This window comes from Pseudomonas sp. N040 (assembly GCF_015637705.1).
Taxonomy (GTDB): domain Bacteria; phylum Pseudomonadota; class Gammaproteobacteria; order Pseudomonadales; family Pseudomonadaceae; genus Aquipseudomonas.
Map to the genome: position 1 here is coordinate 71,443 of NZ_JADOBE010000004.1, position 19,673 is coordinate 91,115.

The 19,673-nt window shown below is 63.8% G+C and carries 22 protein-coding genes and 1 pseudogene; 17 read left to right on the forward strand and 6 right to left on the reverse strand.

From position 1 onward, the window contains the following. Positions 1–13: 13 nt before the first annotated feature. The 3 genes from hslU (at position 14) to ISX93_RS07410 (ending at position 2,497) form a co-directional block, all read left to right on the forward strand. Entirely contained in the window at positions 14–1,354 is a 1,341-nt protein-coding gene (gene hslU, locus ISX93_RS07400) for an ATP-dependent protease ATPase subunit HslU (protein WP_195778078.1), read from the forward strand. A 56-nt stretch (positions 1,355–1,410) separates the two neighbouring features. Beyond that, entirely contained in the window at positions 1,411–1,782 is a 372-nt protein-coding gene (locus ISX93_RS07405; RefSeq protein WP_195778079.1) for a gamma-butyrobetaine hydroxylase-like domain-containing protein, read from the forward strand. A 100-nt stretch (positions 1,783–1,882) separates the two neighbouring features. Beyond that, complete coding sequence (locus tag ISX93_RS07410; protein WP_195778080.1) at positions 1,883–2,497, forward strand: TetR/AcrR family transcriptional regulator; 615 nt, start codon at positions 1,883–1,885, stop codon at positions 2,495–2,497. A 58-nt stretch (positions 2,498–2,555) separates the two neighbouring features. Here ISX93_RS07410 and ISX93_RS07415 read toward each other — a convergent pair. The 3 genes and pseudogenes from ISX93_RS07415 to ISX93_RS07425 all read right to left on the reverse strand — a co-directional run. Continuing rightward, positions 2,556–3,257 (reverse strand): annotated as a pseudogene (locus tag ISX93_RS07415) (phasin family protein); the annotation flags it as partial. A gap of 10 nt (positions 3,258–3,267) precedes the next feature. After that, positions 3,268–3,690, reverse strand: coding sequence for a phasin family protein (locus ISX93_RS07420; protein WP_195778082.1), 423 nt, complete (start codon positions 3,688–3,690; stop codon positions 3,268–3,270). A gap of 102 nt (positions 3,691–3,792) precedes the next feature. Continuing rightward, positions 3,793–4,071, reverse strand: a complete 279-nt coding sequence (locus ISX93_RS07425; protein ID WP_195778083.1) for a polyhydroxyalkanoic acid system family protein — start codon at positions 4,069–4,071, stop codon at positions 3,793–3,795. Positions 4,072–4,233: 162 nt separating this feature from the next. Here ISX93_RS07425 and ubiE point away from each other — a divergent pair, with 162 nt between their 5' ends. The 10 genes from ubiE (at position 4,234) to rarD (ending at position 11,375) form a co-directional block, all read left to right on the forward strand. Next, positions 4,234–5,004 (forward strand): bifunctional demethylmenaquinone methyltransferase/2-methoxy-6-polyprenyl-1,4-benzoquinol methylase UbiE, encoded by a 771-nt coding sequence (gene ubiE / locus ISX93_RS07430; RefSeq protein WP_195778084.1) that lies wholly within the window; start codon positions 4,234–4,236, stop codon positions 5,002–5,004. A 275-nt stretch (positions 5,005–5,279) separates the two neighbouring features. After that, a complete protein-coding gene (locus ISX93_RS07435) occupies positions 5,280–5,897 on the forward strand; it encodes a ubiquinone biosynthesis accessory factor UbiJ (RefSeq protein WP_195778085.1) in 618 nt (205 codons plus the stop codon). Continuing rightward, positions 5,894–7,483, forward strand: a complete 1,590-nt coding sequence (ubiB, locus tag ISX93_RS07440; RefSeq protein ID WP_195778086.1) for a ubiquinone biosynthesis regulatory protein kinase UbiB — start codon at positions 5,894–5,896, stop codon at positions 7,481–7,483. Before ISX93_RS07435 ends, ubiB begins: the two co-directional genes overlap by 4 nt. A 74-nt stretch (positions 7,484–7,557) precedes the next feature. After that, positions 7,558–7,959, forward strand: coding sequence for a phosphoribosyl-AMP cyclohydrolase (hisI, locus tag ISX93_RS07445; RefSeq protein WP_195778087.1), 402 nt, complete (start codon positions 7,558–7,560; stop codon positions 7,957–7,959). A gap of 7 nt (positions 7,960–7,966) precedes the next feature. Then, entirely contained in the window at positions 7,967–8,302 is a 336-nt protein-coding gene (locus ISX93_RS07450; RefSeq protein WP_195778320.1) for a phosphoribosyl-ATP diphosphatase, read from the forward strand. 24 nt (positions 8,303–8,326) lie between these two features. Continuing rightward, positions 8,327–8,572: a twin-arginine translocase TatA/TatE family subunit gene (locus ISX93_RS07455; RefSeq protein ID WP_195778088.1), complete on the forward strand. Its 246-nt coding sequence runs from the start codon at positions 8,327–8,329 to the stop codon at positions 8,570–8,572. A 17-nt stretch (positions 8,573–8,589) separates the two neighbouring features. Further along, positions 8,590–8,937: a Sec-independent protein translocase protein TatB gene (gene tatB / locus ISX93_RS07460; RefSeq protein WP_195778089.1), complete on the forward strand. Its 348-nt coding sequence runs from the start codon at positions 8,590–8,592 to the stop codon at positions 8,935–8,937. Then, positions 8,934–9,716 carry a twin-arginine translocase subunit TatC gene (gene tatC, locus ISX93_RS07465; protein ID WP_195778090.1) on the forward strand — a complete coding sequence of 261 codons (783 nt, stop codon included), beginning with the start codon at positions 8,934–8,936 and terminating at the stop codon, positions 9,714–9,716. Before tatB ends, tatC begins: the two co-directional genes overlap by 4 nt. Then, positions 9,713–10,420: a 16S rRNA (uracil(1498)-N(3))-methyltransferase gene (locus ISX93_RS07470; RefSeq protein WP_195778091.1), complete on the forward strand. Its 708-nt coding sequence runs from the start codon at positions 9,713–9,715 to the stop codon at positions 10,418–10,420. Before tatC ends, ISX93_RS07470 begins: the two co-directional genes overlap by 4 nt. 67 nt (positions 10,421–10,487) lie before the next feature. Next, positions 10,488–11,375, forward strand: a complete 888-nt coding sequence (rarD, locus tag ISX93_RS07475) for an EamA family transporter RarD (protein ID WP_195778092.1) — start codon at positions 10,488–10,490, stop codon at positions 11,373–11,375. Between the two features lie 272 nt (positions 11,376–11,647). Here the strand turns inward: rarD and ISX93_RS07480 are convergent, their stop codons facing one another. Further along, positions 11,648–12,166, reverse strand: coding sequence for a glycine cleavage system protein R (locus ISX93_RS07480; protein ID WP_195778093.1), 519 nt, complete (start codon positions 12,164–12,166; stop codon positions 11,648–11,650). Between the two features lie 33 nt (positions 12,167–12,199). Beyond that, a complete protein-coding gene (locus tag ISX93_RS07485) occupies positions 12,200–12,643 on the reverse strand; it encodes a GNAT family N-acetyltransferase (RefSeq protein WP_195778094.1) in 444 nt (147 codons plus the stop codon). 184 nt (positions 12,644–12,827) lie between these two features. Here ISX93_RS07485 and ISX93_RS07490 point away from each other — a divergent pair, with 184 nt between their 5' ends. Further along, positions 12,828–15,008, forward strand: a complete 2,181-nt coding sequence (locus ISX93_RS07490) for a malate synthase G (RefSeq protein ID WP_195778095.1) — start codon at positions 12,828–12,830, stop codon at positions 15,006–15,008. Positions 15,009–15,125: 117 nt separating this feature from the next. Here the strand turns inward: ISX93_RS07490 and ISX93_RS07495 are convergent, their stop codons facing one another. Next, positions 15,126–16,145, reverse strand: coding sequence for an AraC family transcriptional regulator (locus ISX93_RS07495; protein ID WP_195778096.1), 1,020 nt, complete (start codon positions 16,143–16,145; stop codon positions 15,126–15,128). 172 nt (positions 16,146–16,317) lie between these two features. Here ISX93_RS07495 and ISX93_RS07500 point away from each other — a divergent pair, with 172 nt between their 5' ends. From ISX93_RS07500 to ISX93_RS07510, 3 genes are all read left to right on the forward strand, one after another. Continuing rightward, positions 16,318–17,955 (forward strand): acyl-CoA synthetase, encoded by a 1,638-nt coding sequence (locus ISX93_RS07500; protein WP_195778097.1) that lies wholly within the window; start codon positions 16,318–16,320, stop codon positions 17,953–17,955. 27 nt (positions 17,956–17,982) lie between these two features. Next, the gene (locus ISX93_RS07505; protein WP_219841001.1) at positions 17,983–18,786 is read left to right on the forward strand and encodes an alpha/beta fold hydrolase; all 804 of its coding nucleotides are present in this window, start codon (positions 17,983–17,985) and stop codon (positions 18,784–18,786) included. Positions 18,787–18,851: 65 nt separating this feature from the next. After that, positions 18,852–19,547 carry a hypothetical protein gene (locus tag ISX93_RS07510; protein WP_195778098.1) on the forward strand — a complete coding sequence of 232 codons (696 nt, stop codon included), beginning with the start codon at positions 18,852–18,854 and terminating at the stop codon, positions 19,545–19,547. Positions 19,548–19,673: the final 126 nt, after the last annotated feature.

Consider the following 19,673-nt stretch of genomic DNA (forward strand, 5'->3'; position numbering starts at 1 on the left):
GGAGACCCAGCACATGCCCATGACCCCCCGCGAGATCGTGCACGAACTCAGCCGCCACATCATCGGCCAGGATGACGCCAAGCGCGCCGTGGCCATTGCCCTGCGCAACCGCTGGCGGCGCATGCAGCTGCCGGCCGAACTGCGCCAGGAAGTCACGCCGAAGAACATCCTGATGATCGGCCCGACCGGCGTCGGCAAGACCGAAATTGCCCGCCGCCTGGCCAAACTGGCGGGTGCCCCGTTCATCAAGGTGGAAGCCACCAAGTTCACCGAGGTCGGCTATGTCGGCCGCGATGTCGAGTCGATCATCCGTGACCTTGCCGATGCCGCGATCAAGCTGCTGCGCGAGGAAGAGATGCAGCGCGTGCGCTTTCGCGCCGAAGATGCCGCCGAAGAGCGCATCCTCGACGCCCTGCTGCCGCCCGCTCGCCAGGGCTTTGCCGATGAGCCGGCGCGCCATGAGGACAGCAATACCCGCCAGCTGTTCCGCAAGCGCCTGCGCGAAGGCCAGCTGAATGACAAGGAAATCGACATCGAAGTCGCTGACAGTCCGGTCGGGGTGGAAATCATGACGCCGCCGGGCATGGAAGAAATGACCAGCCAGCTGCAGAACCTGTTCTCCAGCATGGGCAAGGGCAAGAAGAAATCGCGCAAGCTCAAGGTGCAGGACGCGCTGAAGCTGGTGCGCGATGAAGAGGCCCTGCGCCTGGTCAATGAGGACGAGCTCAAGGCCAGGGCCCTCGAAGCCGTGGAGCAGAACGGCATCGTGTTCATCGACGAAATCGACAAGGTCGCCAAGCGCGGCAACGTCGGCGGCGCCGATGTCTCCCGCGAGGGCGTGCAACGCGACCTGCTGCCACTGATCGAAGGCTGCACGGTGAACACCAAGCTGGGCATGGTCAAGACCGACCACATCCTGTTCATCGCCTCCGGGGCCTTCCACCTGAGCAAGCCCAGCGACCTGGTGCCGGAACTGCAGGGCCGCCTGCCGATCCGGGTCGAGCTCAAGGCGCTCACCCCCAATGACTTCAAGCGCATCCTCAGCGAGCCGCACGCCTCGCTCACCGAGCAATACAGCGCGCTGCTGGCCACCGAGGGCATGCTGATCGAGTTCGCCGAAAGCGGCATCCAGCGCATTGCCGAGATTGCCTGGCAGGTCAACGAGAAGACCGAGAACATCGGGGCGCGACGCCTGCACACCCTGCTGGAGCGCTTGCTCGAAGAAGTCTCCTTCAGTGCTGGCGACCTGGCGAGCCAGCAGAATGGCATCCCGCTGCTGATCGATGCCAGCTACGTCAACAGTCATCTGGGCGAACTCGCCATGGATGAAGATCTCTCGCGCTACATCCTCTAGGCAGATCGGCACAGGGTGGGCAACCGCTCTGCGCCTGCGAAAGACAGGCTCCAGCCATGCAGATCCCCAGTCAGATCAAGCTGCACAAGGCTTCCAGAACCCTGGAGTTGCGCTATGGCGACACCCGCTACAGTCTGAGCGCCGAATTCCTCCGCGTGCATTCGCCCTCCGCCGAAGTGCAGGGCCACGGCCAGCCGATCCTGCAGTACGGCAAACAGGAGGTGGCGCTGCTGAAGCTGGAGCCGGCGGGTAACTATGCGTTGAAACTGATCTTCGACGATGGCCATGACAGCGGCCTGTTCACCTGGGACTACCTGTACCAACTGGCCACCCGCCAGGAACAGCTGTGGCGCGATTACCTGCAGGCGCTGCACGATGCCGGACGTACCCGCGACCCGGCGGCCAGCGTTGTCCGCCTGCTGCTCTAGGATCAGCTGCAAGCGCAATGCCCGCGCATGCGTTTGCTGCTGGCTGTAAGCCGCTGCCCACGCTATTGTCTGAACTCATTTTTTCAGCTCAGAGCAGGCCATGAAGACCCGCGATCGCATTCTTGAATGCGCCCTTGAACTGTTCAACCGGCAGGGCGAGTCGAACGTAACGACACTGGAAATTGCCAACGAACTCGAAATCAGCCCGGGCAACCTCTACTACCACTTCCACGGCAAAGAACCGCTGATCATGGAGTTGCTTGGCCGCTTCCAGGGCGAGATGGCCGCGCTGCTCGACCCGCCGGAAGACATCACGCTGGATGCCGAAGACTACTGGCTGTTCATCTCGCTGATCGTCGAGCATCTGGCCCACTACCGCTTCCTGTTCCACGACCTGTCCAATCTGGCCAGCCGCCTGCCAAAGCTGGGCAAGGCCATTCGTGACTGGCTGAATGTACTCAAGCGCACCGAAGCCTCCATGCTGGCGCGACTGAAGGCCGAGGGCCGCCTGGAAAGTGACACCCCCGCGCTGGGCCAACTGGTCGAGCAGATCACCCTGACCCTGCTGTTCTCGCTGGATTACCAGCGCATCCTCGGCCGCCCCGGAGAGACCCGCCTGGTGGTGTTCCAGGTGATGATGCTGGTGATTCCGCACCTCACCCCGAACTCGCGCGCGGGGGCGGAAAAGCTGGCGCGGCACTTCCTGGAAAACTGAACCGCGCGCAATAAAAAACGCCCGGCAATGCCGGGCGTTTTTTATTGCGACAGACTCAGGAAGCTGCCGTTGGCGTCACTGCCGGAGCAACTGCCGGGGCCGCAGCAACTGGCTTGGCTGCGGCTTTCACCGGTGTCTTGGCCACTGGCTTGGCTGCCGGCTTGGCTGCTGGTTTCGCTGCCGGTTTCGCTGCGGGCTTGACCACCGGTTTGGCTGCAGGCTTGGCTACCGGTTTGGCTGGCGCCTTGGCCGCCGGTTTGGCGGCGGGCTTGGCCGCAGCTCTTGCTGGAGCCTTGGCCGCTGGCTTGGCTGCCGCCGCCTTGACCGGTTTGACCGCAACACCCGTCAGTTTCTCTATCTGCCTGGCCAGACTTTCCACCTTGGCGTGCAGTTCCTTGACTTCGTTGCGGCTCGGTACGCCCATGCGGGAAATGGCGCTGTTCAGACGCTTGTCGAAGGCCTCTTCCAGCTCGTTCCACTTGCCAACCGCCTTGTCCTTGACCTCTTCAACCCTGGACTTGGCGCTGTCGACCGAAGTCTTGACCGCGTCAACCTGCTTGGTCACGCCGCTCTTGGCTTGCTTCTCGGCTTTCTCGCCGTCTTTTACCAGGCCGTCGAACAAGCTGTTGCCATCCTTGCTGACCTTGGAAAAGGCACCCAGGCCCGCCAGCCAGATTTGCCGCGAGTATTTCTCGATCTCGCTGATCCAGGAGTTCGCTTCTTTGCCAACTTTCTTCGCAACAGTTTTCTTGGTAACCATGTGGTTCTCCTTACTTATTACGCGAAACTTGCTCGAGCACGGCGCTCAGCTGATCGAGTTTAGCAGAGAGTGCCGCAACGTCCTGATGGGACGGAATGCCCAGGCGATTCAGCGCGCTGGCAACCCGGTTGTCGAAGCTCTGCTCGATCTTGTCCAACTGAACTTCGACTTTCTCTTTCACACCGGAAACGCTGCTCTTGACCGAGTCGATCTGCGAGTTGGCCGCATCGACCTGCTGATGGACCAGCTTCTTGCCTTTCTTCTCGATGCCCTCGCCAGCCTTGACCAGATCCTTGAAGATCTCGGCGCTGTCCTGGCCCGCCTTGCTGTATGCGCCGAGACCGGCCAGCCAGATTTTACGCGCGTAAGCCTTGACGTCGTCGAGGACCACACTCTGCGATTCGGCTTGTTTCTTGACGGTTGCTTTGGCCATGGTACACCTCGGTTTTCAAGTGAACAGTGAACGCCATTTCAGGCTTTCGGCCAAGGTATAGAAGCGGTTTAGAAAAGACACACTAGAGGCCACGCGCCCGCCTCAGGCGCTCAGCGTTTCATCCAGGGTATTTTCGATTTCCTGCCTGATCGTGCGCTCGAACGCCATCAGCAGAAAGCCCAGATCGAGCTCAACCCGCACCCGTTGCGGGTCGACGATGACGCGGCCGTGGGCGCCAACGCGCTTGAAGACCAGTACATCGTCATGCCAGCGATAGCGAATGTCGTACTTGTTGGAAAGGTGTTCCGCCAGCTCTTCGGCCATATTGCGGACGGCTTCGCGCCCCAGGCTGTGCTGACGTTCGACAACAATATGCGACATGCAGAACTCCGACTGCGGCATTCAAGTGGCGTGACTATATCAGTTAAGTCCGGCAGCGGAATGCAGGAAGCGGCGAGACGCCGCGCGCGCCGTACAAAACTCCGAATCAACCAGCGCATAACCGGTTAGAATGACGCGCGAAATCAACCCGGTGAAATCAACATGAACGATCCGCGCAAAGCCCCCGAGCAGGAACCCACCACGCACTTCGGTTACCAGAACGTGCCGGAGAGCCAGAAGGCCGGCAAGGTGGCTGAAGTATTCCACTCGGTAGCGGCCAAGTACGACCTGATGAACGACCTGATGTCTGCTGGCGTTCACCGCCTGTGGAAGCGCTTTACCATCGAGCTTTCCGGCGTCCGCCCGGGTAACCGGGTGCTCGACATCGCCGGCGGCACCGGCGACCTGACCCGCCAGTTCTCGCGCCTGGTGGGCGCCAGCGGCGAAGTGGTACTGGCCGACATCAATGCCTCGATGCTCAAGGTCGGGCGTGATCGCCTGCTGGACCTGGGCGTGGCCGGCAACGTGCGCTTTGTCCAGGCCGATGCGGAAAAGCTGCCGTTCCCCGACAACCACTTCGACGTGGTCACCATCGCCTTCGGGCTGCGCAACGTGACGCACAAGGAGGACGCCCTGCGCTCCATGCTGCGCGTGCTCAAACCGGGCGGACGCCTGCTGGTGCTGGAGTTTTCCAAGCCCGGCAACAGTCTGCTGTCCAAGGCCTATGACACCTACTCGTTCAGCCTGCTGCCGATGATGGGCAAGCTGATCACCAACGATGCCGACAGCTATCGCTACCTGGCCGAGTCGATCCGCATGCATCCGGACCAGGAAACGCTCAAGGGCATGATGGCTGACGCCGGCTTTGAACGCGTCACCTACCACAACATGACTGGCGGCATTGTCGCCCTGCATCGCGGCATCAAGCCCTAGGGTCTGTTGACGTTTGGTCACGGCCGCGACGGCGACCCGCTTGACGCAGGACTAGGCGCGAGGAGAGAGATTTGCTTATTGCCAATGAACGACGAGTAACAACGGCCTGCGCCAAGCGGGTCCCGTCCCTTCGGGTTGCGCGGCAAATCGCGCCAAGCGTTGTTGCGGGACTTGACAAGGGAATAACCATTGCCGGCGTCCCACGCCTAGCCTGGCGCGATTTGCCGCAGCAACGCGGTTCGCGACCAAACGTCAACAGACCCTAAGGTATTCGCATGCTAATCCAGGCATTGCTCGCCGCCGCCGAACAGGGACTGGCGCAGGTACTCAGCCTCGACAGCAGCGCACTCGAGCGGCTGGCCGGGCTGCAGGGCAAGGTCATCGAGATCGACTGCCAGAACCCGCCTGCACGCCTCTTCCTGCTGCCCGACAGCACCGGCCTGCGGCTGGCGGCGCAGTGGCAGGCCCCTGCCGACTGCAGCCTCAGGGCTCCCGCCGCGCGGCTGCTGCAACTGGTCGTGAGCAAGGACAAGAGCGCGGTGCTGCATGCGGCAGATGTCGACCTGGATGGCGACAGCGCCGTGCTCCTGGAGCTGGCGGGCATACTGCAAGACCTCGAACTCGACTGGGAATACCAGTTGTCACGCTGGCTGGGCCCGGTTGCCAGCCAGGTGCTGGGCAGCACGCTGCGCAGTACCGCGCAGTGGTCCGGCAACAGCCTGGAGCGCCTGCGCCACAACCTCGCCGACTATCTCGGCGAGGAGTCCCGGGCCCTGGTTGGCCAGCGCGAGGCCGCCGCCCGCTTCAATGAACTGGACCAGCTCAAGCTCTCCCTCGATCGCCTGGACGCCCGCATCGAGCGCCTGGCCCGCAAGGTCAACGACACCCCATGAAGCTGCTCGCCGCCCGCCGCCTGCTGCGCATCCTGCGCGTGACCATCCACTACCAGCTGGATGACCTGCTGCTGGCCCTGCCCCTGCCCTGGTGGCTGCGCCTGTTCGGTCGCTGCCTGCCCTGGCATTGGCTGCCACGCCGGCCACTGCAACTGTCCCGCGGCGCACGAATCCGCCTGGCGCTGGAGGATCTCGGGCCGATCTTCATCAAGTTCGGCCAGCTGCTTTCCACCCGCCGCGACCTGCTGCCACCAGACATTTCCGACGAGCTGGCGCGCCTGCAGGATCAGGTTCCCCCCTTCGACTCCGGACAGGCCGTTGCGCTGATCGAAAAGCAGCTCGGCCTGCCCCTCGACCAGGCGTTCGCCCGTTTCGATCGCGAGGCGCTGGCCTCGGCCTCGATCGCCCAGGTGCATGCCGCGCAGCTGCGCAGCGGCGAAGAAGTGGTGGTCAAGGTGATTCGTCCGGGCTTGCGCCCGGTGATCCGCCAGGACATCGCCTGGCTGTTCGTGTTGGCCCGGCTCGCGGAAAAAGTCTCCGCGGATGCGCGACGCCTGCGCCCGATCGAAGTGGTGGCCGACTACGAGCGGACCATCTACGACGAGCTCGACCTGCTGCGCGAAGCGGCCAACACCAGCCAGCTGCGGCGCAACTTCGAGCATTCGCCGATGCTCTACGTGCCGCAGGTCTACTGGGACTGGTGCCGGCCCCAGGTGCTGGTACTGGAGCGCATCTACGGCGTCGCGGTAACCGACATGGCCGGTCTGGCCAGGCAGGGCACCAACATGAAGCTGCTCGCCGAGCGGGGCGTGGAAATCTTCTTCACCCAGGTATTCCGCGACAGCTTTTTCCATGCCGACATGCACCCGGGCAATATCTTTGTCAGCAACCGGAACCCCGCCGATCCACAGTACATCGCGATTGATTGCGGCATCATCGGCACCCTCACACCGGAGGACCAGGACTACCTGGCGCGCAACCTGTTCGCCTTCTTCAAGCGCGACTACCGCAAGGTCGCCCAGTTGCATATCGACTCCGGCTGGGTTCCGGCCAATACCCGGGTCAACGACTTCGAAGCCGCCATCCGCACCGTCTGCGAGCCGATCTTCGAGAAACCGCTGAAGGACATTTCCTTCGGCCAGGTACTGCTGCGCCTGTTCCAGACCGCCCGCCGCTTCAACATGGAAGTGCAGCCGCAGCTGGTCCTGCTGCAGAAAACCCTGCTCAACATCGAAGGCCTTGGCCGTCAGCTATACCCGGAGCTCGACCTGTGGAGCACCGCGCAACCGTTCCTGGAGCGCTGGATGCGCGAGCGGGTCAATCCGTTGCAACTGCTGCGCAACCTGCAATTGCAGGCCGAACAGGTGCCGCACCTGTCGCAGATCGCCCGCGAGACACTCGAGCGCTTCACCTTGCCGGCCGCCAGCGCACCGCCCCCCGCGCCACAGGCTGGCAACTGGCCCGAGCGCCTGCTCGGCGTGACCCTGCTCGGCGGCGGGGTACTGCAGCAACCGCTGCTCCAGCTCAGTAGCTGGCCGGCCGCACTGCTGATCGTCGGCGGGCTGTATCTGGTCCTGCGCCGATAGCCACTGCACGTAGCGGCTGGCAAACTAGTCGTAATTTTTCCGGCAGCCGGGTCTGCCCCGTTCTGGAACGCGCAATGAGCAACTGGCTGGATGAAATCAAGTGGGACAGCAACGGCCTGGTGCCGGCGATTGCCCAGGACTACAAGACTGGCCGTGTGCTGATGATGGCCTGGATGAACCGCGAGGCCCTGCAGTTGACGGCGACCGAAGGCCGGGCGATTTACTGGTCGCGCTCGCGCAACAAGCTGTGGCGCAAGGGGGAGGAATCCGGCCACGTGCAAAAACTGCACGAACTGCGCCTGGACTGTGATGCCGACGTGATCATCCTGATGGTTGAACAACTGGGCGGTATCGCCTGTCATACTGGACGCGAGAGCTGCTTTTATCGCGTCTACGACAACCACGGCTGGCAGACCGTCGACCCGGTACTGAAAGACCCGCAGGCCATCTACCAGGCAGGACACGCCCATGACTGAGCACAGCATGACTGACACCCTGAGCCGGCTGGCCGCGGTAATCGAATCGCGCAAGGGCGCCGCCGCCGATAGCTCCTACGTGGCCAGCCTGTATCACAAGGGCCTGAACAAGATCCTCGAGAAGGTCGGCGAAGAGTCGATCGAAACCATCCTGGCGGCCAAGGATGCCGCCATCAGCGGCGACACCAGCGAACTGGTGTACGAAACAGCTGACCTGTGGTTTCACACCCTAGTCATGCTGGCAGAGCTCGGACAGCACCCGCAGTCCGTGATCAACGAACTCGAAAGGCGCTTCGGCCTCTCCGGCCACGCCGAGAAAGCCGCACGCTCGGCAACCGACTAACTTTCAGCTACAGGGATTCATCAAATGGGCATTTTCGATATCAAGCACTGGCTGGTCATCCTGATCGTGGTGATCCTGGTGTTCGGCACCAAACGCCTGAAGAACCTTGGTTCCGACCTGGGCGAAACCATCAAGGGTTTCCGCAAGGCCATGAACACTGAGGACGACGCCAGCAAGCCGGAGCCACCGGCGAGCAGCGAGGCACGTCAGCCGCCGCAAACGATCGACGCACAGGCACAGAAAATTGAAGACCCTGTCCGCAAGGACTGAGCAGGCGTATTACCTCAATGTTCGAGATCGGCTTCTCCGAATTGCTTCTGGTGGGCTTGGTGGCACTCCTGGTCTTCGGCCCCGAGCGCCTGCCGGGGGCTGCGCGCCTGGCGGGCCTGTGGATTGGCCGCCTGAAGCGCAGCTTCCAGAGCGTCAAGCAGGAAGTGGAGCGCGAGCTGGGTGCCGACGAGGTGCGCCGCCAGCTGCATAACGAGCAGATATTGCAGATGGAACGCGAACTCCAGCAGTCGCAGCAGCTGCCCCCCGCGCTAGCGGCAGAGCCGCCTGCCGGTGCAGCGGACGCGACGGCGGACAGCGCCAGTCCTGCGGCCACAAGCGAAGTGCCGCCGGTGCGCCCGGCATGAACCAGCCCCCCGAACACGACGCAGAGATGCCGCTGGTGGCCCATCTCACCGAGCTGCGTTCGCGCCTGCTGCACTGCGTGATCGCCATCTTCCTGGTGTTCGCCGGGCTGTTCTACTTTGCCCAGGATATCTACACGATTGTCTCGGCGCCGTTGCGCGCCTACCTGCCGCAAGGCGCGACCATGATTGCCACCGGCGTCGCCTCGCCCTTCCTGACGCCGTTCAAGCTCACCGCCTGGTGCGCCCTGTTCCTCAGCATTCCGATCATCCTGCAACAGCTCTGGGGCTTCATGGCCCCGGGGTTGTACAGCCACGAAAAGCGCATTGCCGTGCCGCTGCTGGCTTCGAGCATTCTGCTGTTCTATGCCGGCATGGCCTTCGCCTACTTCCTGGTGTTCCCGCTGATGTTTCATTTCTTTGCCAGCGTGACCCCGGAAGGGGTCTCGATGATGACCGACATCAACGAATACCTCGACTTCGTGCTCACCCTGTTCTTCGCCTTTGGCGTGGCCTTCGAGATTCCGGTGGCAACCTTCCTGGTGATCTGGATCGGCGTGGTCGACGTCACCACCCTGAGCAAGAGCCGCCCTTACGTGATCGTTGGCTGCTTCGTGGTCGGCATGATCCTGACGCCACCGGACATCTTCTCGCAGACACTGCTGGCCGTCCCCATGTGGCTGCTGTTCGAGATCGGCCTGTTGTTCGGCCGGCTGGTGCGCCGGGATCCGCCCGCTACCGGGGACGCGCGTGAAAATCAGCCGCCCGCAGCGTTACCGTGAACCTGCTGCTGCTGGAGGAGGCTGACTTCCTCGGCCCCGGACGGGTACTCCTGCAGGGGCGCCGGCTGCAGCACCTGCACGCCGTGCAACGGGTTGCACTGGGCGACCGGCTGCGTGTCGGCCGGCTTGGCGGCCTGATGGGCGAGGGGCAGATCACCGCCCTGGATGCCGAGAACGCCGAACTGCTGGTCCAGCTGGACCAGCCGGCACCGGAAAAACTGCCGATCACCCTGCTGCTGGCCCTGCCGCGGCCGAAGATGCTCAAGCGCGTGTTGCAGACCGTCAGCGCCATGGGCGTGCCCCGGCTGATCCTGCTGAACAGCTACCGGGTGGAAAAAAGCTTCTGGCAGACGCCGTTCCTGCAGCCGGAGGCGATCCGCGAGCAACTGCTGCTCGGCCTAGAACAGGCGCGGGACACCGTGCTGCCGGAAGTGAGCATCGAGAAACGCTTCAAGCCGTTCGTCGAGGATCGTTTGCCGGCGCTGGCCGCCGGCAGCCTCGGCCTGACCGGTCACCCCGGCGACTTCCCGCCCTGCCCGCGCGCCCTGACCCAGGCTGTCACGCTGGCCATCGGCCCCGAAGGCGGCTGGATTCCCTACGAGGTGGAACTGTTGCGCCAGGCCGGCCTGCAACCGGTGCAACTGGGCGCGCGCATCCTGCGCGTGGAGAACGCGGTTGCCGCGCTGCTGGCCCGCCTGTTTTAGCGCATTGCCACAGACAGCCCGGAGCGCAGCCAAGTAAACTGGCGCCCGGCCTTCCACGGTTATTCCCATGCAACCCACCAATCCGCCGCGCGGTTATCTGCTCGGCATCAGCGCCTACCTGATCTGGGGCTTGTTTCCCCTCTACTTCAAAGCCATCGAGCAGATTCCGGCATTCGAGATCATTGTCCACCGGATCATCTGGTCGGCCCTGTTCGGCGCGCTCCTGCTGCTGGTGTGGAAACATCCCGGATGGTGGTCGGAACTGCGCGGCAACCCCCGGCGGCTGGCGGTGCTGACGCTGTCGGGCGCGCTGATCGCGACCAACTGGCTGGTGTATGTCTGGTCGGTGAACAACGGGCGCATGCTCGAGGCCAGCCTCGGCTACTACATCAACCCGCTGGTCAATGTGCTGCTCGGCCTGTTGCTGCTCGGCGAACGCCTGCGCCGCCTGCAATGGCTGGCCGTCGGCCTCGCCGCACTGGGCGTGGCGCAACAGCTGTGGCAACTGGGCAGCCTGCCGTGGGTATCGCTGGTGCTGGCCCTTTCGTTTGGCGGCTACGGCCTGATTCGCAAACAGGCCCCGGTGCAGGCACTGCCAGGGCTGGTGGTGGAAACCTGGCTGCTGCTGCCACTGGCGCTGCTCTGGTTACTGCTCAGCCCGCAAGCACCGACCCTGCAGCCCGCATTCTGGAACAGCAGCACTGCGCTCTGGCTGATTGCCGCCGGGCCAGTCACGCTGCTGCCGCTGTTGTGCTTCAACGCTGCCGCGCGGCATCTGCCCTACGCTGCCCTTGGCTTTCTGCAATATGTGGCGCCGACCCTGGTGCTGCTGCAAGCGGTCTGGCTGTTTGGCGAGCATCTGGGGACAAGCCAGCTGCTGTCCTTCATCTGCATCTGGGCGGGACTGGGCGTGTACAGCCTGGATGTCTGGCTGAGCCTGCGCAGGCGCCGCTGAGCAGAAAATGCACAGCCCGCTGCAGCCCTCCGTGGCTGTGGGCTGGCGCGAGTCATCCCGAGCTTATCCACAGAAGCATCCCCGGCATTTGTGCGAAACCCGTTGTTCTTGCTGCTTTTTTAGCCAGGTTGCGGAGAGGCCTGCGGCACTAGCGCAGGCTCCGAGGCTCCCCAGCTTATCCACAGAGACGTCCACCCCGGCTGGGGATAAGCGGCCAGGAGCCTGGCGGACTTAACGCTGCCCTGCTGCGGGCGGTCAAGTCCGACAGGCTCCTAGTCCTCGGGGCGCAGGTTGAGCTCGACCATCAGGTCGTCGGCCAGGGCCTCCAGCCGCGCCTGCAGGGCATCCAGGGTCAGCCCCAGCGGCACTGCCAGCAGGGCCTCGGCGTGAAACAGCGGTTCGCTGCTCATCGGCGCCGGCACCACTTCGGTGGTGAAACGCTCCAGATTGACCCCCTGCTCGGCCAGCGCACGGGTGATGTCACGCACGATGCCGGGGCGATCATTGCCGACCAGATCCAGGTGGATCGGTTTCCAGGTACAGGATGGCTCGATGCCGCTCTGCGCCACCAGCACGCGGATGCCCTGGCTGGCCAGGCCCTGCAGCGCCTGCACCAGCTCGTCATAGGCCTCGGCCGGCACCGCCACCCGCAGAATGCCGGCAAACTGTCCGGCCATCCGCGACATGCGGCTCTCCAGCCAGTTACCGCCGTGTCCGGCCACGCATTGGGCCACCTTCTCCACCAGCCCCGGCTGATCCGGGGCAATTACCGTCAGAACCAGATGATCCACGCTCGACTCCTTGCCATAAAAATCGCCCGGCCCTCAGAGGCCCAGCCAGTAAGTGTAATAAACCGCGTCGCGCACATAGCCGAGCCGCTCATACAGCGCCTGGGCGGCGTGATTGTCACGCGCAGTTTCCAGTTGCAGACCACAGGCGCCACTGGCTTCAGCCATGCTGCGGGCCGCATTCAGCAATGCCTCGGCCAGTCCCTGGCGGCGCGCCGCCGGCGCCACGTACAAGTCACTGAGCAACCACGAGGGACGCAGGGCCAGGGATGCAAACAGCGGGTAAAGCTGCACAAAACCCTGTGCGCGCGCCTGTGGGTCCCGCGCAATCAGCAGCCGGGAGTCACCCCGGGCCAGGCGCTCGCCAAGAAAGCTGCGGATCTCCTCCGCCGGGCGCGGCACTTGGTAAAACTCCAGATAACCGCCGAACAGCCGGGTCAGGTCATCCAAGTCATGGGCAGTTGCGGCTAACACCGGCATTCCAGGTACTCCAGCGGGAATGCTCGCAGTATAGACAGGCGCGACTGACCGGCGGGACAGCCGTAGCGCCTGATTTTTGCCCGCAGTTCATGTAGTATGCGCCGGCTCGCACTACATGGCCGCCGTGCCGGGTGCTGGAGCCCTCCAGGCCGAGAGCCGTTCTGAGAAAGAGTTGAGGCAAGCAATGACTGATCGCGTACAAGTCGGTGGCCTGCAGGTCGCCAAAGTTCTGTTCGACTTCGTCAACCACGAAGCCATTCCCGGAACCGGCGTGAGCGCCGAGCAGTTCTGGAGCGGTGCCGAAGCGGTCATCAATGACCTGGCGCCGAAAAACCGCGCCCTGCTGGCCAAGCGTGACGCCATTCAGGTGCAGATCGACGGCTGGCACCAGGCCCGTGCCGGCCAGGCGCATGACGCCGCCGCATACAAAGCCTTCCTGCAGGAGATCGGCTACCTGTTGCCGGAACCGGCTGACTTCAAGATCACCACGGAAAACGTCGACGCCGAAATCGCCAGCATGGCCGGCCCGCAGCTGGTGGTACCGGTGATGAACGCGCGCTTCGCCCTCAATGCTTCCAACGCCCGCTGGGGCTCGCTGTACGATGCCCTGTACGGCACCGACGTGATCAGCGAAGAAGGCGGCGCCGAAAAAGGCCGCGGCTACAACAAGGTCCGTGGTGACAAGGTCATCGCCTATGCCCGCGCCTTCCTCGACCAGGCCGCGCCACTGGCTGCCGGTTCACACGTTGATTCCACCGGCTACCGCATCGAAGCCGGCAAACTGATCGTCAGCCTCAAGGGCGGCAGCAACAGCGGCCTGCAGAACGATGCCCAGCTGATCGGCTTCCAGGGTGACGCTGCAGCGCCGACCGCCATTCTGCTCAAGCACAACGGCCTGCACTTCGAAATCCAGATCGACGCCAGCACCCCGGTCGGCCAGACCGACGCCGCCGGCGTCAAAGACGTGCTGATGGAAGCCGCGCTGACCACCATCATGGACTGCGAAGACTCGGTCGCCGCCGTTGATGCCGAAGACAAAGTGGTGATCTACAAGAACTGGCTCGGCCTGATGAAGGGCGACCTGGCGGAAGAAGTCGCCAAGGGCGGCACCACCTTCACCCGCACCATGAACCCGGACCGCGTCTACACCGCCATCAACGGTGGCAACCTGACCCTGCACGGCCGCAGCCTGCTGTTCGTGCGCAATGTGGGCCACCTGATGACCATCGACGCCATCGTCGACAAAGACGGCTTCGAAGTGCCGGAAGGCATCATGGACGGCCTGGTTACCAGCCTGATTGCCCTGCATGACCTCAAAGGCAACAGCAGCCGCAAGAACAGCCGTACCGGTTCGATGTACATCGTCAAGCCGAAGATGCACGGTCCGGAAGAAGCTGCTTTCACCAACGAGCTGTTCGGCCGCATCGAAGACGTGCTGGGCATGCCGCGCAACACGCTCAAGGTCGGCATCATGGACGAAGAGCGGCGGACTACCGTCAACCTCAAGGCGTGCATCAAGGCCGCCAGCGAGCGCGTGGTGTTCATCAACACCGGCTTCCTCGACCGTACCGGTGACGAGCTGCACACCTCCATGGAAGCCGGCGCCATGGTGCGCAAAGCCGCCATGAAGGCCGAGAAGTGGATCAACGCCTACGAGAACTGGAACGTCGACATCGGCCTGGCCGCCGGCCTGCAGGGGCGCGCCCAGATCGGCAAAGGCATGTGGGCCATGCCCGACCTGATGGCCGCCATGGTTGAGCAGAAGATCGCTCACCCGCTGGCTGGTGCCAACACCGCCTGGGTTCCTTCGCCGACTGCGGCCTCCCTGCACGCCCTGCACTACCACAAGGTCGACGTATTCGCCCGTCAGGCCGAGCTGGCTACCCGTGCACGCGCCTCGCTGGACGACATCCTGACCATCCCGTTGGCGCCCAACACCAACTGGACGGCCGAAGAAGTGCAGAACGAGCTGGACAACAACGCCCAGGGCATCCTCGGCTATGTGGTGCGCTGGATCGACCAGGGCGTCGGCTGCTCCAAGGTGCCGGACATCAACGACGTCGGCCTGATGGAAGACCGCGCCACCCTGCGCATCTCCAGCCAGCACATTGCCAACTGGCTGCGGCATGGCGTGGTCAGCCTTGAGCAGGTGATGGAAACCCTCAAGCGCATGGCGCCGGTGGTGGACCGGCAGAACGCCAACGACCCGCTGTACCGCCCACTGGCGCCAAACTTCGACGACAACATCGCCTTCCAGGCGGCGGTCGAGCTGGTGGTCGAGGGCACCAAGCAGCCCAACGGCTACACCGAGCCGGTGCTGCACCGTCGCCGTCGCGAGTTCAAGGCCAGGAATGGCCTGAAGTAACCCGCCCAGCAAATCCGGACGGGAGGCAGCAATTGTCCCCGCCTGGCTGCAACAGACCAACGCCCCGACTGGTTCGGGGCGTTTGCATTTAGGCCGCGGCACTGGCGCCAGCCCGGCTCAGGCTTTGGCCTCCCGGCGATAGGCATTCGGCGGCATGCCGAACCAGCGGCTGCAGGAGCGGTTGAACGAGCTCTGCTCGCTGTAGCCCAGGGCTGCGGAAATTTCCGCCAGCGGCAAAGCCGAGTCCAGCAGCAGGCTGCTGGCGCGCTGCCGGCGCAGGCGATCGACAATCTCTTCAAAGTAGCAACCCTGTTCGGCCAGCCGCCGCTGCAGGGTGCGCTCATGCAGGCCCAACTGCTGGGCCACGCGGACCAGGCTGCCGCCGCCGACAGCCAGCTGGCGTTCCACCAGCGATTCCACCTGATGGGTCACGTCGAGCGGAAAGCGCCGCACGATGTTCTGCACGAAGCGCTCGGCGGTCTCGCGCAGGCTGCCACCAGCGCTGGCCAGGGGAATCTCCAGCAGCCTTGCCGGGATGCTCAGGGCATCCTGCGGGCGACCGAAACCCAGGCTGCCGGCAAAGTACCGCTGATAACACTCGGCGCTGCAACCGGCCGGGTGGCGGAAGTCGACATGCCAGTCGGTGCCGCTTTCACCACTGAGCATTTGCAGGGTGCGCTGCAGGATGCCGTAGGACAGCTCGACCGGCTGCCGGCGCAGCCAGGCATCCTGCAGGGTCAGCTCGTAGCAAATGCGCATGTAACCGTGTCGCCCGCTGTCCGCGTCGAGCAGCAGTTGCGCATTCGGCGTGTGGTAGGGCAGATGCCGGGCAATGTTCGCCAGGGACTCGCCCAGGGTTGCCGAGTGCTGGGCGATCAGGGCAACGGTGCCGAGTACCGAGATATCCTGCTGCAGCGACAGGCGCAGGCCAAAGTCGGGGACCGCAAGCTGCGTCGCTGCGGCATCCAGTACCTGGGCCACCCGGTCCAGCGCGACACAGTCCTCGGGATTCTCCAGCATCCGCCGGCTCAACCCTGCGCCCTGGAGCAAGGCATCGACATCACCGCCAAGACTTTGCACCAGCGCAGGGAAACCGCTCAGGGCGCGGGCCCTGATCAGTGCGGGTGCGGTGTGCATCGGCCTGGCATTCATGTCATGAAGTGTAAAAACAATGTCACCAAGTGCCAATACCCGATACAACTCCGCCAAGCAATATCGCAGACTATCCTTGGAGTGCCCGATGCCGCCCTGCCCGCTGGCATAGGCAGAGTACTCACCCTGGCGAAATCCAACCGACGAGGAACATCGAATGAGCAACCCCTACAGCGGCGGACTGGACAAGAACGCCGCCAACCATGTGGCACTGTCGCCATTGAGCTTCCTCGAGCGCTCGGCCGGCATCTACCCCGAACACCTGGCGGTGGTGCATGGCGCGCGCCGCTTCAACTGGCGCGAGACCTATGCACGCTGCCGTCAGCTGGCCTCGGCACTGGCGGCAGTGGGGGTGGGCAAGGACGACACGGTGGCGGTACTGCTGGCCAACACCCCGGAAATGTATGAATGCCATTTCGGCGTGCCCATGACCGGCGCCGTGCTGAATGCCATCAATACCCGCCTGGATGCCGAAACCGTCGCCTTCATCCTCAATCACGGCGAGGCCAGGGTCCTGATCACCGATCGCGAATTCTCGCCGGTGGTGCGTGCGGCGCTGCACGGGGTAGAGCGCCCGCTGCTGATCATCGACGTGTGCGACAGCGAATACCAGGGCGAAGGCGAGCGCGTCGGTTCACGCGAGTATGAGGAATTCATCGCTGCCGGCGATCCGCACTTTGCCTGGCAGCTGCCGGCTGACGAGTGGGATGCGATCGCCCTGAACTACACCTCGGGCACCACCGGCAATCCCAAGGGCGTGGTGGTGCACCACCGCGGCGCCTACCTGGGCGCCCTGTCCAACCTGGTGTCCTGGGGCATGCCGCCGCAGTCGGTGTACCTCTGGACCCTGCCGATGTTCCATTGCAACGGCTGGTGTTTCCCCTGGGCCATGGCGGCCAACTCGGGAACCAACGTATGCCTGCGCAGGGTCGACCCGCAGCTGATCTTCCAGGCCATCCGCGAACACAAGGTCAGCCACTACTGCGGCGCGCCGATCGTCCAGGCCATGCTGATCAATGCCCCGGCAGCCCTGCGCGACGGCATCGAACAGCAGGTCGCGACGTTGGTGGCCGGCGCCGCCCCACCCGTGGCGGTGATCGAGGGCATGAGCCAGCTCGGCTTCGACCTCACCCACGTCTACGGCCTGACCGAAACCTACGGACCGTCGTCAGTCTGCGCCAAGCACGCAGACTGGCAGGACCTCGGGCTGGAAGAGCAGGCACGCCTGAATTCCCGCCAGGGCGTGCCCTACCACTGCCAGGACGGCATCAGCGTGCGCGATCCGGAAACCCTGCTGGAAGTCCCGCGCGACGGCGAAACCATGGGCGAGATCATGTTCCGCGGCAACATGGTGATGAAGGGCTACCTGAAGAACCCGACCGCCACCGAAGAGTCCTTCGCCGGCGGCTGGTACCACACGGGTGATCTGGCGGTCATGCATCCTGATGGCTACGTGAAGATCAAGGACCGCAGCAAGGACATCATCATCTCCGGTGGTGAAAACATCAGCTCGATCGAGGTCGAGGATGTGCTCTACCGCCATCCGGCGGTAATGGCGGCAGCCGTGGTGGCGGCTCCCGACGAGAAATGGGGCGAGGTGCCCTGCGCCTTCCTCGAACTGCGCGATGGCCATGCGCCGACCGTGGAGGAGCTGACCGCGTTCTGCCGCGAGCGCCTGGCCCGCTTCAAGGTGCCCAAGCAGTTCATCTTCGGCGTGCTGCCGAAGACCTCCACCGGCAAGATCCAGAAGTTCATCCTGCGCCAGCAGGCCCGTTCCACCGATGCACTCGAGTAACCCGGAGGCATGACCTTGGACTCCCCCATGCGCAAGCTGCAGATCAACGGCCTGCAGATGAACGTGCTGGTCGCCGGCGAAGGCGAGCCGGTACTGCTGCTGCACGGCTTCCCCGACACCCACGAAGTCTGGCGCAAGCAGATCCCGGCACTGGTCGAGGCCGGCTATCAGGTGATCGCCCCGGATACCCGCGGTTGCGGCGAATCGCAGATAGCGCCGCGGGTGGCCGACTATCATCGCGACCAGCTGGTGGACGATCTGCGCGCACTGCTCGACGCCCTGCAGATCGACAAGGTGCGCCTGGTCGCGCATGACTGGGGCGCGGTGCAGGGCTGGCTATTTACCCTCAAGCACCCCGAGCGGGTCGAGCGTTATATCCCGCTATCGGTCGGGCATCCGGCGGCTTACGGCAGCGGCGGCCTGGCACAGAAGCTCAAGGGCTGGTACGTGGTGATGTTCCAGTTGCGCGGCTTCCCCGAATGGCTGTTCAAGGCTGGCAACTGGTGGTTCTTCCGCAAGTTCACCGCTTTCCCCGAAGAGTTCGCGAGCTGGAAGGCCACCCTTGAGCGACCCGGCAGGCTCAGCCCGGGCATCAACTACTACCGTGCCAACTTCGATCTGGTGCTGCCCAAGGCCTGGCCCAAGGCCAAGGTGCCGGTGTCCGGCATCGTCAGTACCGGCGACCGTTACCTGACCATTGGCCAGATGCGCGATTCGGCCAGGTTCGTCGACGGCCCCTTCCGGTATGCAGTGGTCGAAGGCGCCAACCACTGGCTGCAGGTGCACATGCCGGAGAAGGTCAACCCGCTGCTGCTCGAGTTCCTCAAATAACGCGCCAACGGCCCTCCATCTGGATATGACAATGGCCGGATAGCGGTCTTGACAGGAAGAACGTCATGCAAAAATTTCGCTTTGAAATCCTCTTCGCCGCGGTGTTGCTGGCGCTGTTTCTCGCCTTCGCCCATTGGCAGGCTCCGGGCAACCCGCTTAGCGCGGCAGAGATCCGCGACTACCTGGCAAAGCTCGAGGACTCGCCAATCCCGCCGGACGAGAAAGCCGCCGCACTCGAGCATTTCAAGGCCTGGGCCGAGGCTGATGATGGTCAGCCGGTGTACATGCTCAACCTGATGCGCTACCTGCCCAGGTTGCGCACTGACGTGCCTGGCGTGGAGGGCTTCAGCGGCACTGCCGAGCAGGCCAACGCCCATTACGAGCAAGGCATCGCCCCGGTGCTGATGCGCCTGGGCGTCAGCGTGATGTTCGCCAGCGAAATGCAGGGCGTCATCGCTGGCGAGCAGCCGAGCACCAACCTGATCGCCTACGAGCCGGAGGTGGATAACTGGGACCGTGTGCTGATCGTGCGCTACCCCAGCCGCCGCGCCTTCCTCGATCTGGTCACCGACCCACAGTACCAGCCCTATGTGCCTTACAAGCTGGCCTCGGTGATGGTTGCGCTGACCCCGATGAAAGGCGATGTAGTGCTGCCTGACAGCATCCCCGGCATGGCCGCCATCCTGCTCATCCTGTTTTTTGCGGTGGCCTGGCTGCGGGCCTTGCGGCGAACCCGTGGGCAGCAAGCCTGGCCAAAGTAGAAAGCCCATTGGCAACCGCACAGTTGGCGCCTGCCCGGCCAGAACGGCCGGAATGCCCTGCGCGCTCGATGAATAGCACTGCCGTCGCCATTGGCGGCGATCCTGAAATGCCTACCGAGGAATAAT

What these genes read in the sequence shown, in the direction of transcription:
- hslU (WP_195778078.1), top strand. Translation starts at nt 14, where the DNA reads ATGCCCATGACCCCCCGCGAGATCGTGCACGAACTCAGCCGCCACATC.
- ISX93_RS07405 (WP_195778079.1), top strand. Translation starts at nt 1,411, where the DNA reads ATGCAGATCCCCAGTCAGATCAAGCTGCACAAGGCTTCCAGAACCCTG.
- ISX93_RS07410 (WP_195778080.1), top strand. Translation starts at nt 1,883, where the DNA reads ATGAAGACCCGCGATCGCATTCTTGAATGCGCCCTTGAACTGTTCAAC.
- ISX93_RS07420 (WP_195778082.1), bottom strand. Translation starts at nt 3,690, where the DNA reads ATGGCCAAAGCAACCGTCAAGAAACAAGCCGAATCGCAGAGTGTGGTC.
- ISX93_RS07425 (WP_195778083.1), bottom strand. Translation starts at nt 4,071, where the DNA reads ATGTCGCATATTGTTGTCGAACGTCAGCACAGCCTGGGGCGCGAAGCC.
- ubiE (WP_195778084.1), top strand. Translation starts at nt 4,234, where the DNA reads ATGAACGATCCGCGCAAAGCCCCCGAGCAGGAACCCACCACGCACTTC.
- ISX93_RS07435 (WP_195778085.1), top strand. Translation starts at nt 5,280, where the DNA reads ATGCTAATCCAGGCATTGCTCGCCGCCGCCGAACAGGGACTGGCGCAG.
- ubiB (WP_195778086.1), top strand. Translation starts at nt 5,894, where the DNA reads ATGAAGCTGCTCGCCGCCCGCCGCCTGCTGCGCATCCTGCGCGTGACC.
- hisI (WP_195778087.1), top strand. Translation starts at nt 7,558, where the DNA reads ATGAGCAACTGGCTGGATGAAATCAAGTGGGACAGCAACGGCCTGGTG.
- ISX93_RS07450 (WP_195778320.1), top strand. Translation starts at nt 7,967, where the DNA reads ATGACTGACACCCTGAGCCGGCTGGCCGCGGTAATCGAATCGCGCAAG.
- ISX93_RS07455 (WP_195778088.1), top strand. Translation starts at nt 8,327, where the DNA reads ATGGGCATTTTCGATATCAAGCACTGGCTGGTCATCCTGATCGTGGTG.
- tatB (WP_195778089.1), top strand. Translation starts at nt 8,590, where the DNA reads ATGTTCGAGATCGGCTTCTCCGAATTGCTTCTGGTGGGCTTGGTGGCA.
- tatC (WP_195778090.1), top strand. Translation starts at nt 8,934, where the DNA reads ATGAACCAGCCCCCCGAACACGACGCAGAGATGCCGCTGGTGGCCCAT.
- rarD (WP_195778092.1), top strand. Translation starts at nt 10,488, where the DNA reads ATGCAACCCACCAATCCGCCGCGCGGTTATCTGCTCGGCATCAGCGCC.
- ISX93_RS07485 (WP_195778094.1), bottom strand. Translation starts at nt 12,643, where the DNA reads ATGCCGGTGTTAGCCGCAACTGCCCATGACTTGGATGACCTGACCCGG.
- ISX93_RS07490 (WP_195778095.1), top strand. Translation starts at nt 12,828, where the DNA reads ATGACTGATCGCGTACAAGTCGGTGGCCTGCAGGTCGCCAAAGTTCTG.
- ISX93_RS07495 (WP_195778096.1), bottom strand. Translation starts at nt 16,145, where the DNA reads ATGCACACCGCACCCGCACTGATCAGGGCCCGCGCCCTGAGCGGTTTC.
- ISX93_RS07500 (WP_195778097.1), top strand. Translation starts at nt 16,318, where the DNA reads ATGAGCAACCCCTACAGCGGCGGACTGGACAAGAACGCCGCCAACCAT.
- ISX93_RS07505 (WP_219841001.1), top strand. Translation starts at nt 17,983, where the DNA reads ATGCGCAAGCTGCAGATCAACGGCCTGCAGATGAACGTGCTGGTCGCC.
- ISX93_RS07510 (WP_195778098.1), top strand. Translation starts at nt 18,852, where the DNA reads ATGCAAAAATTTCGCTTTGAAATCCTCTTCGCCGCGGTGTTGCTGGCG.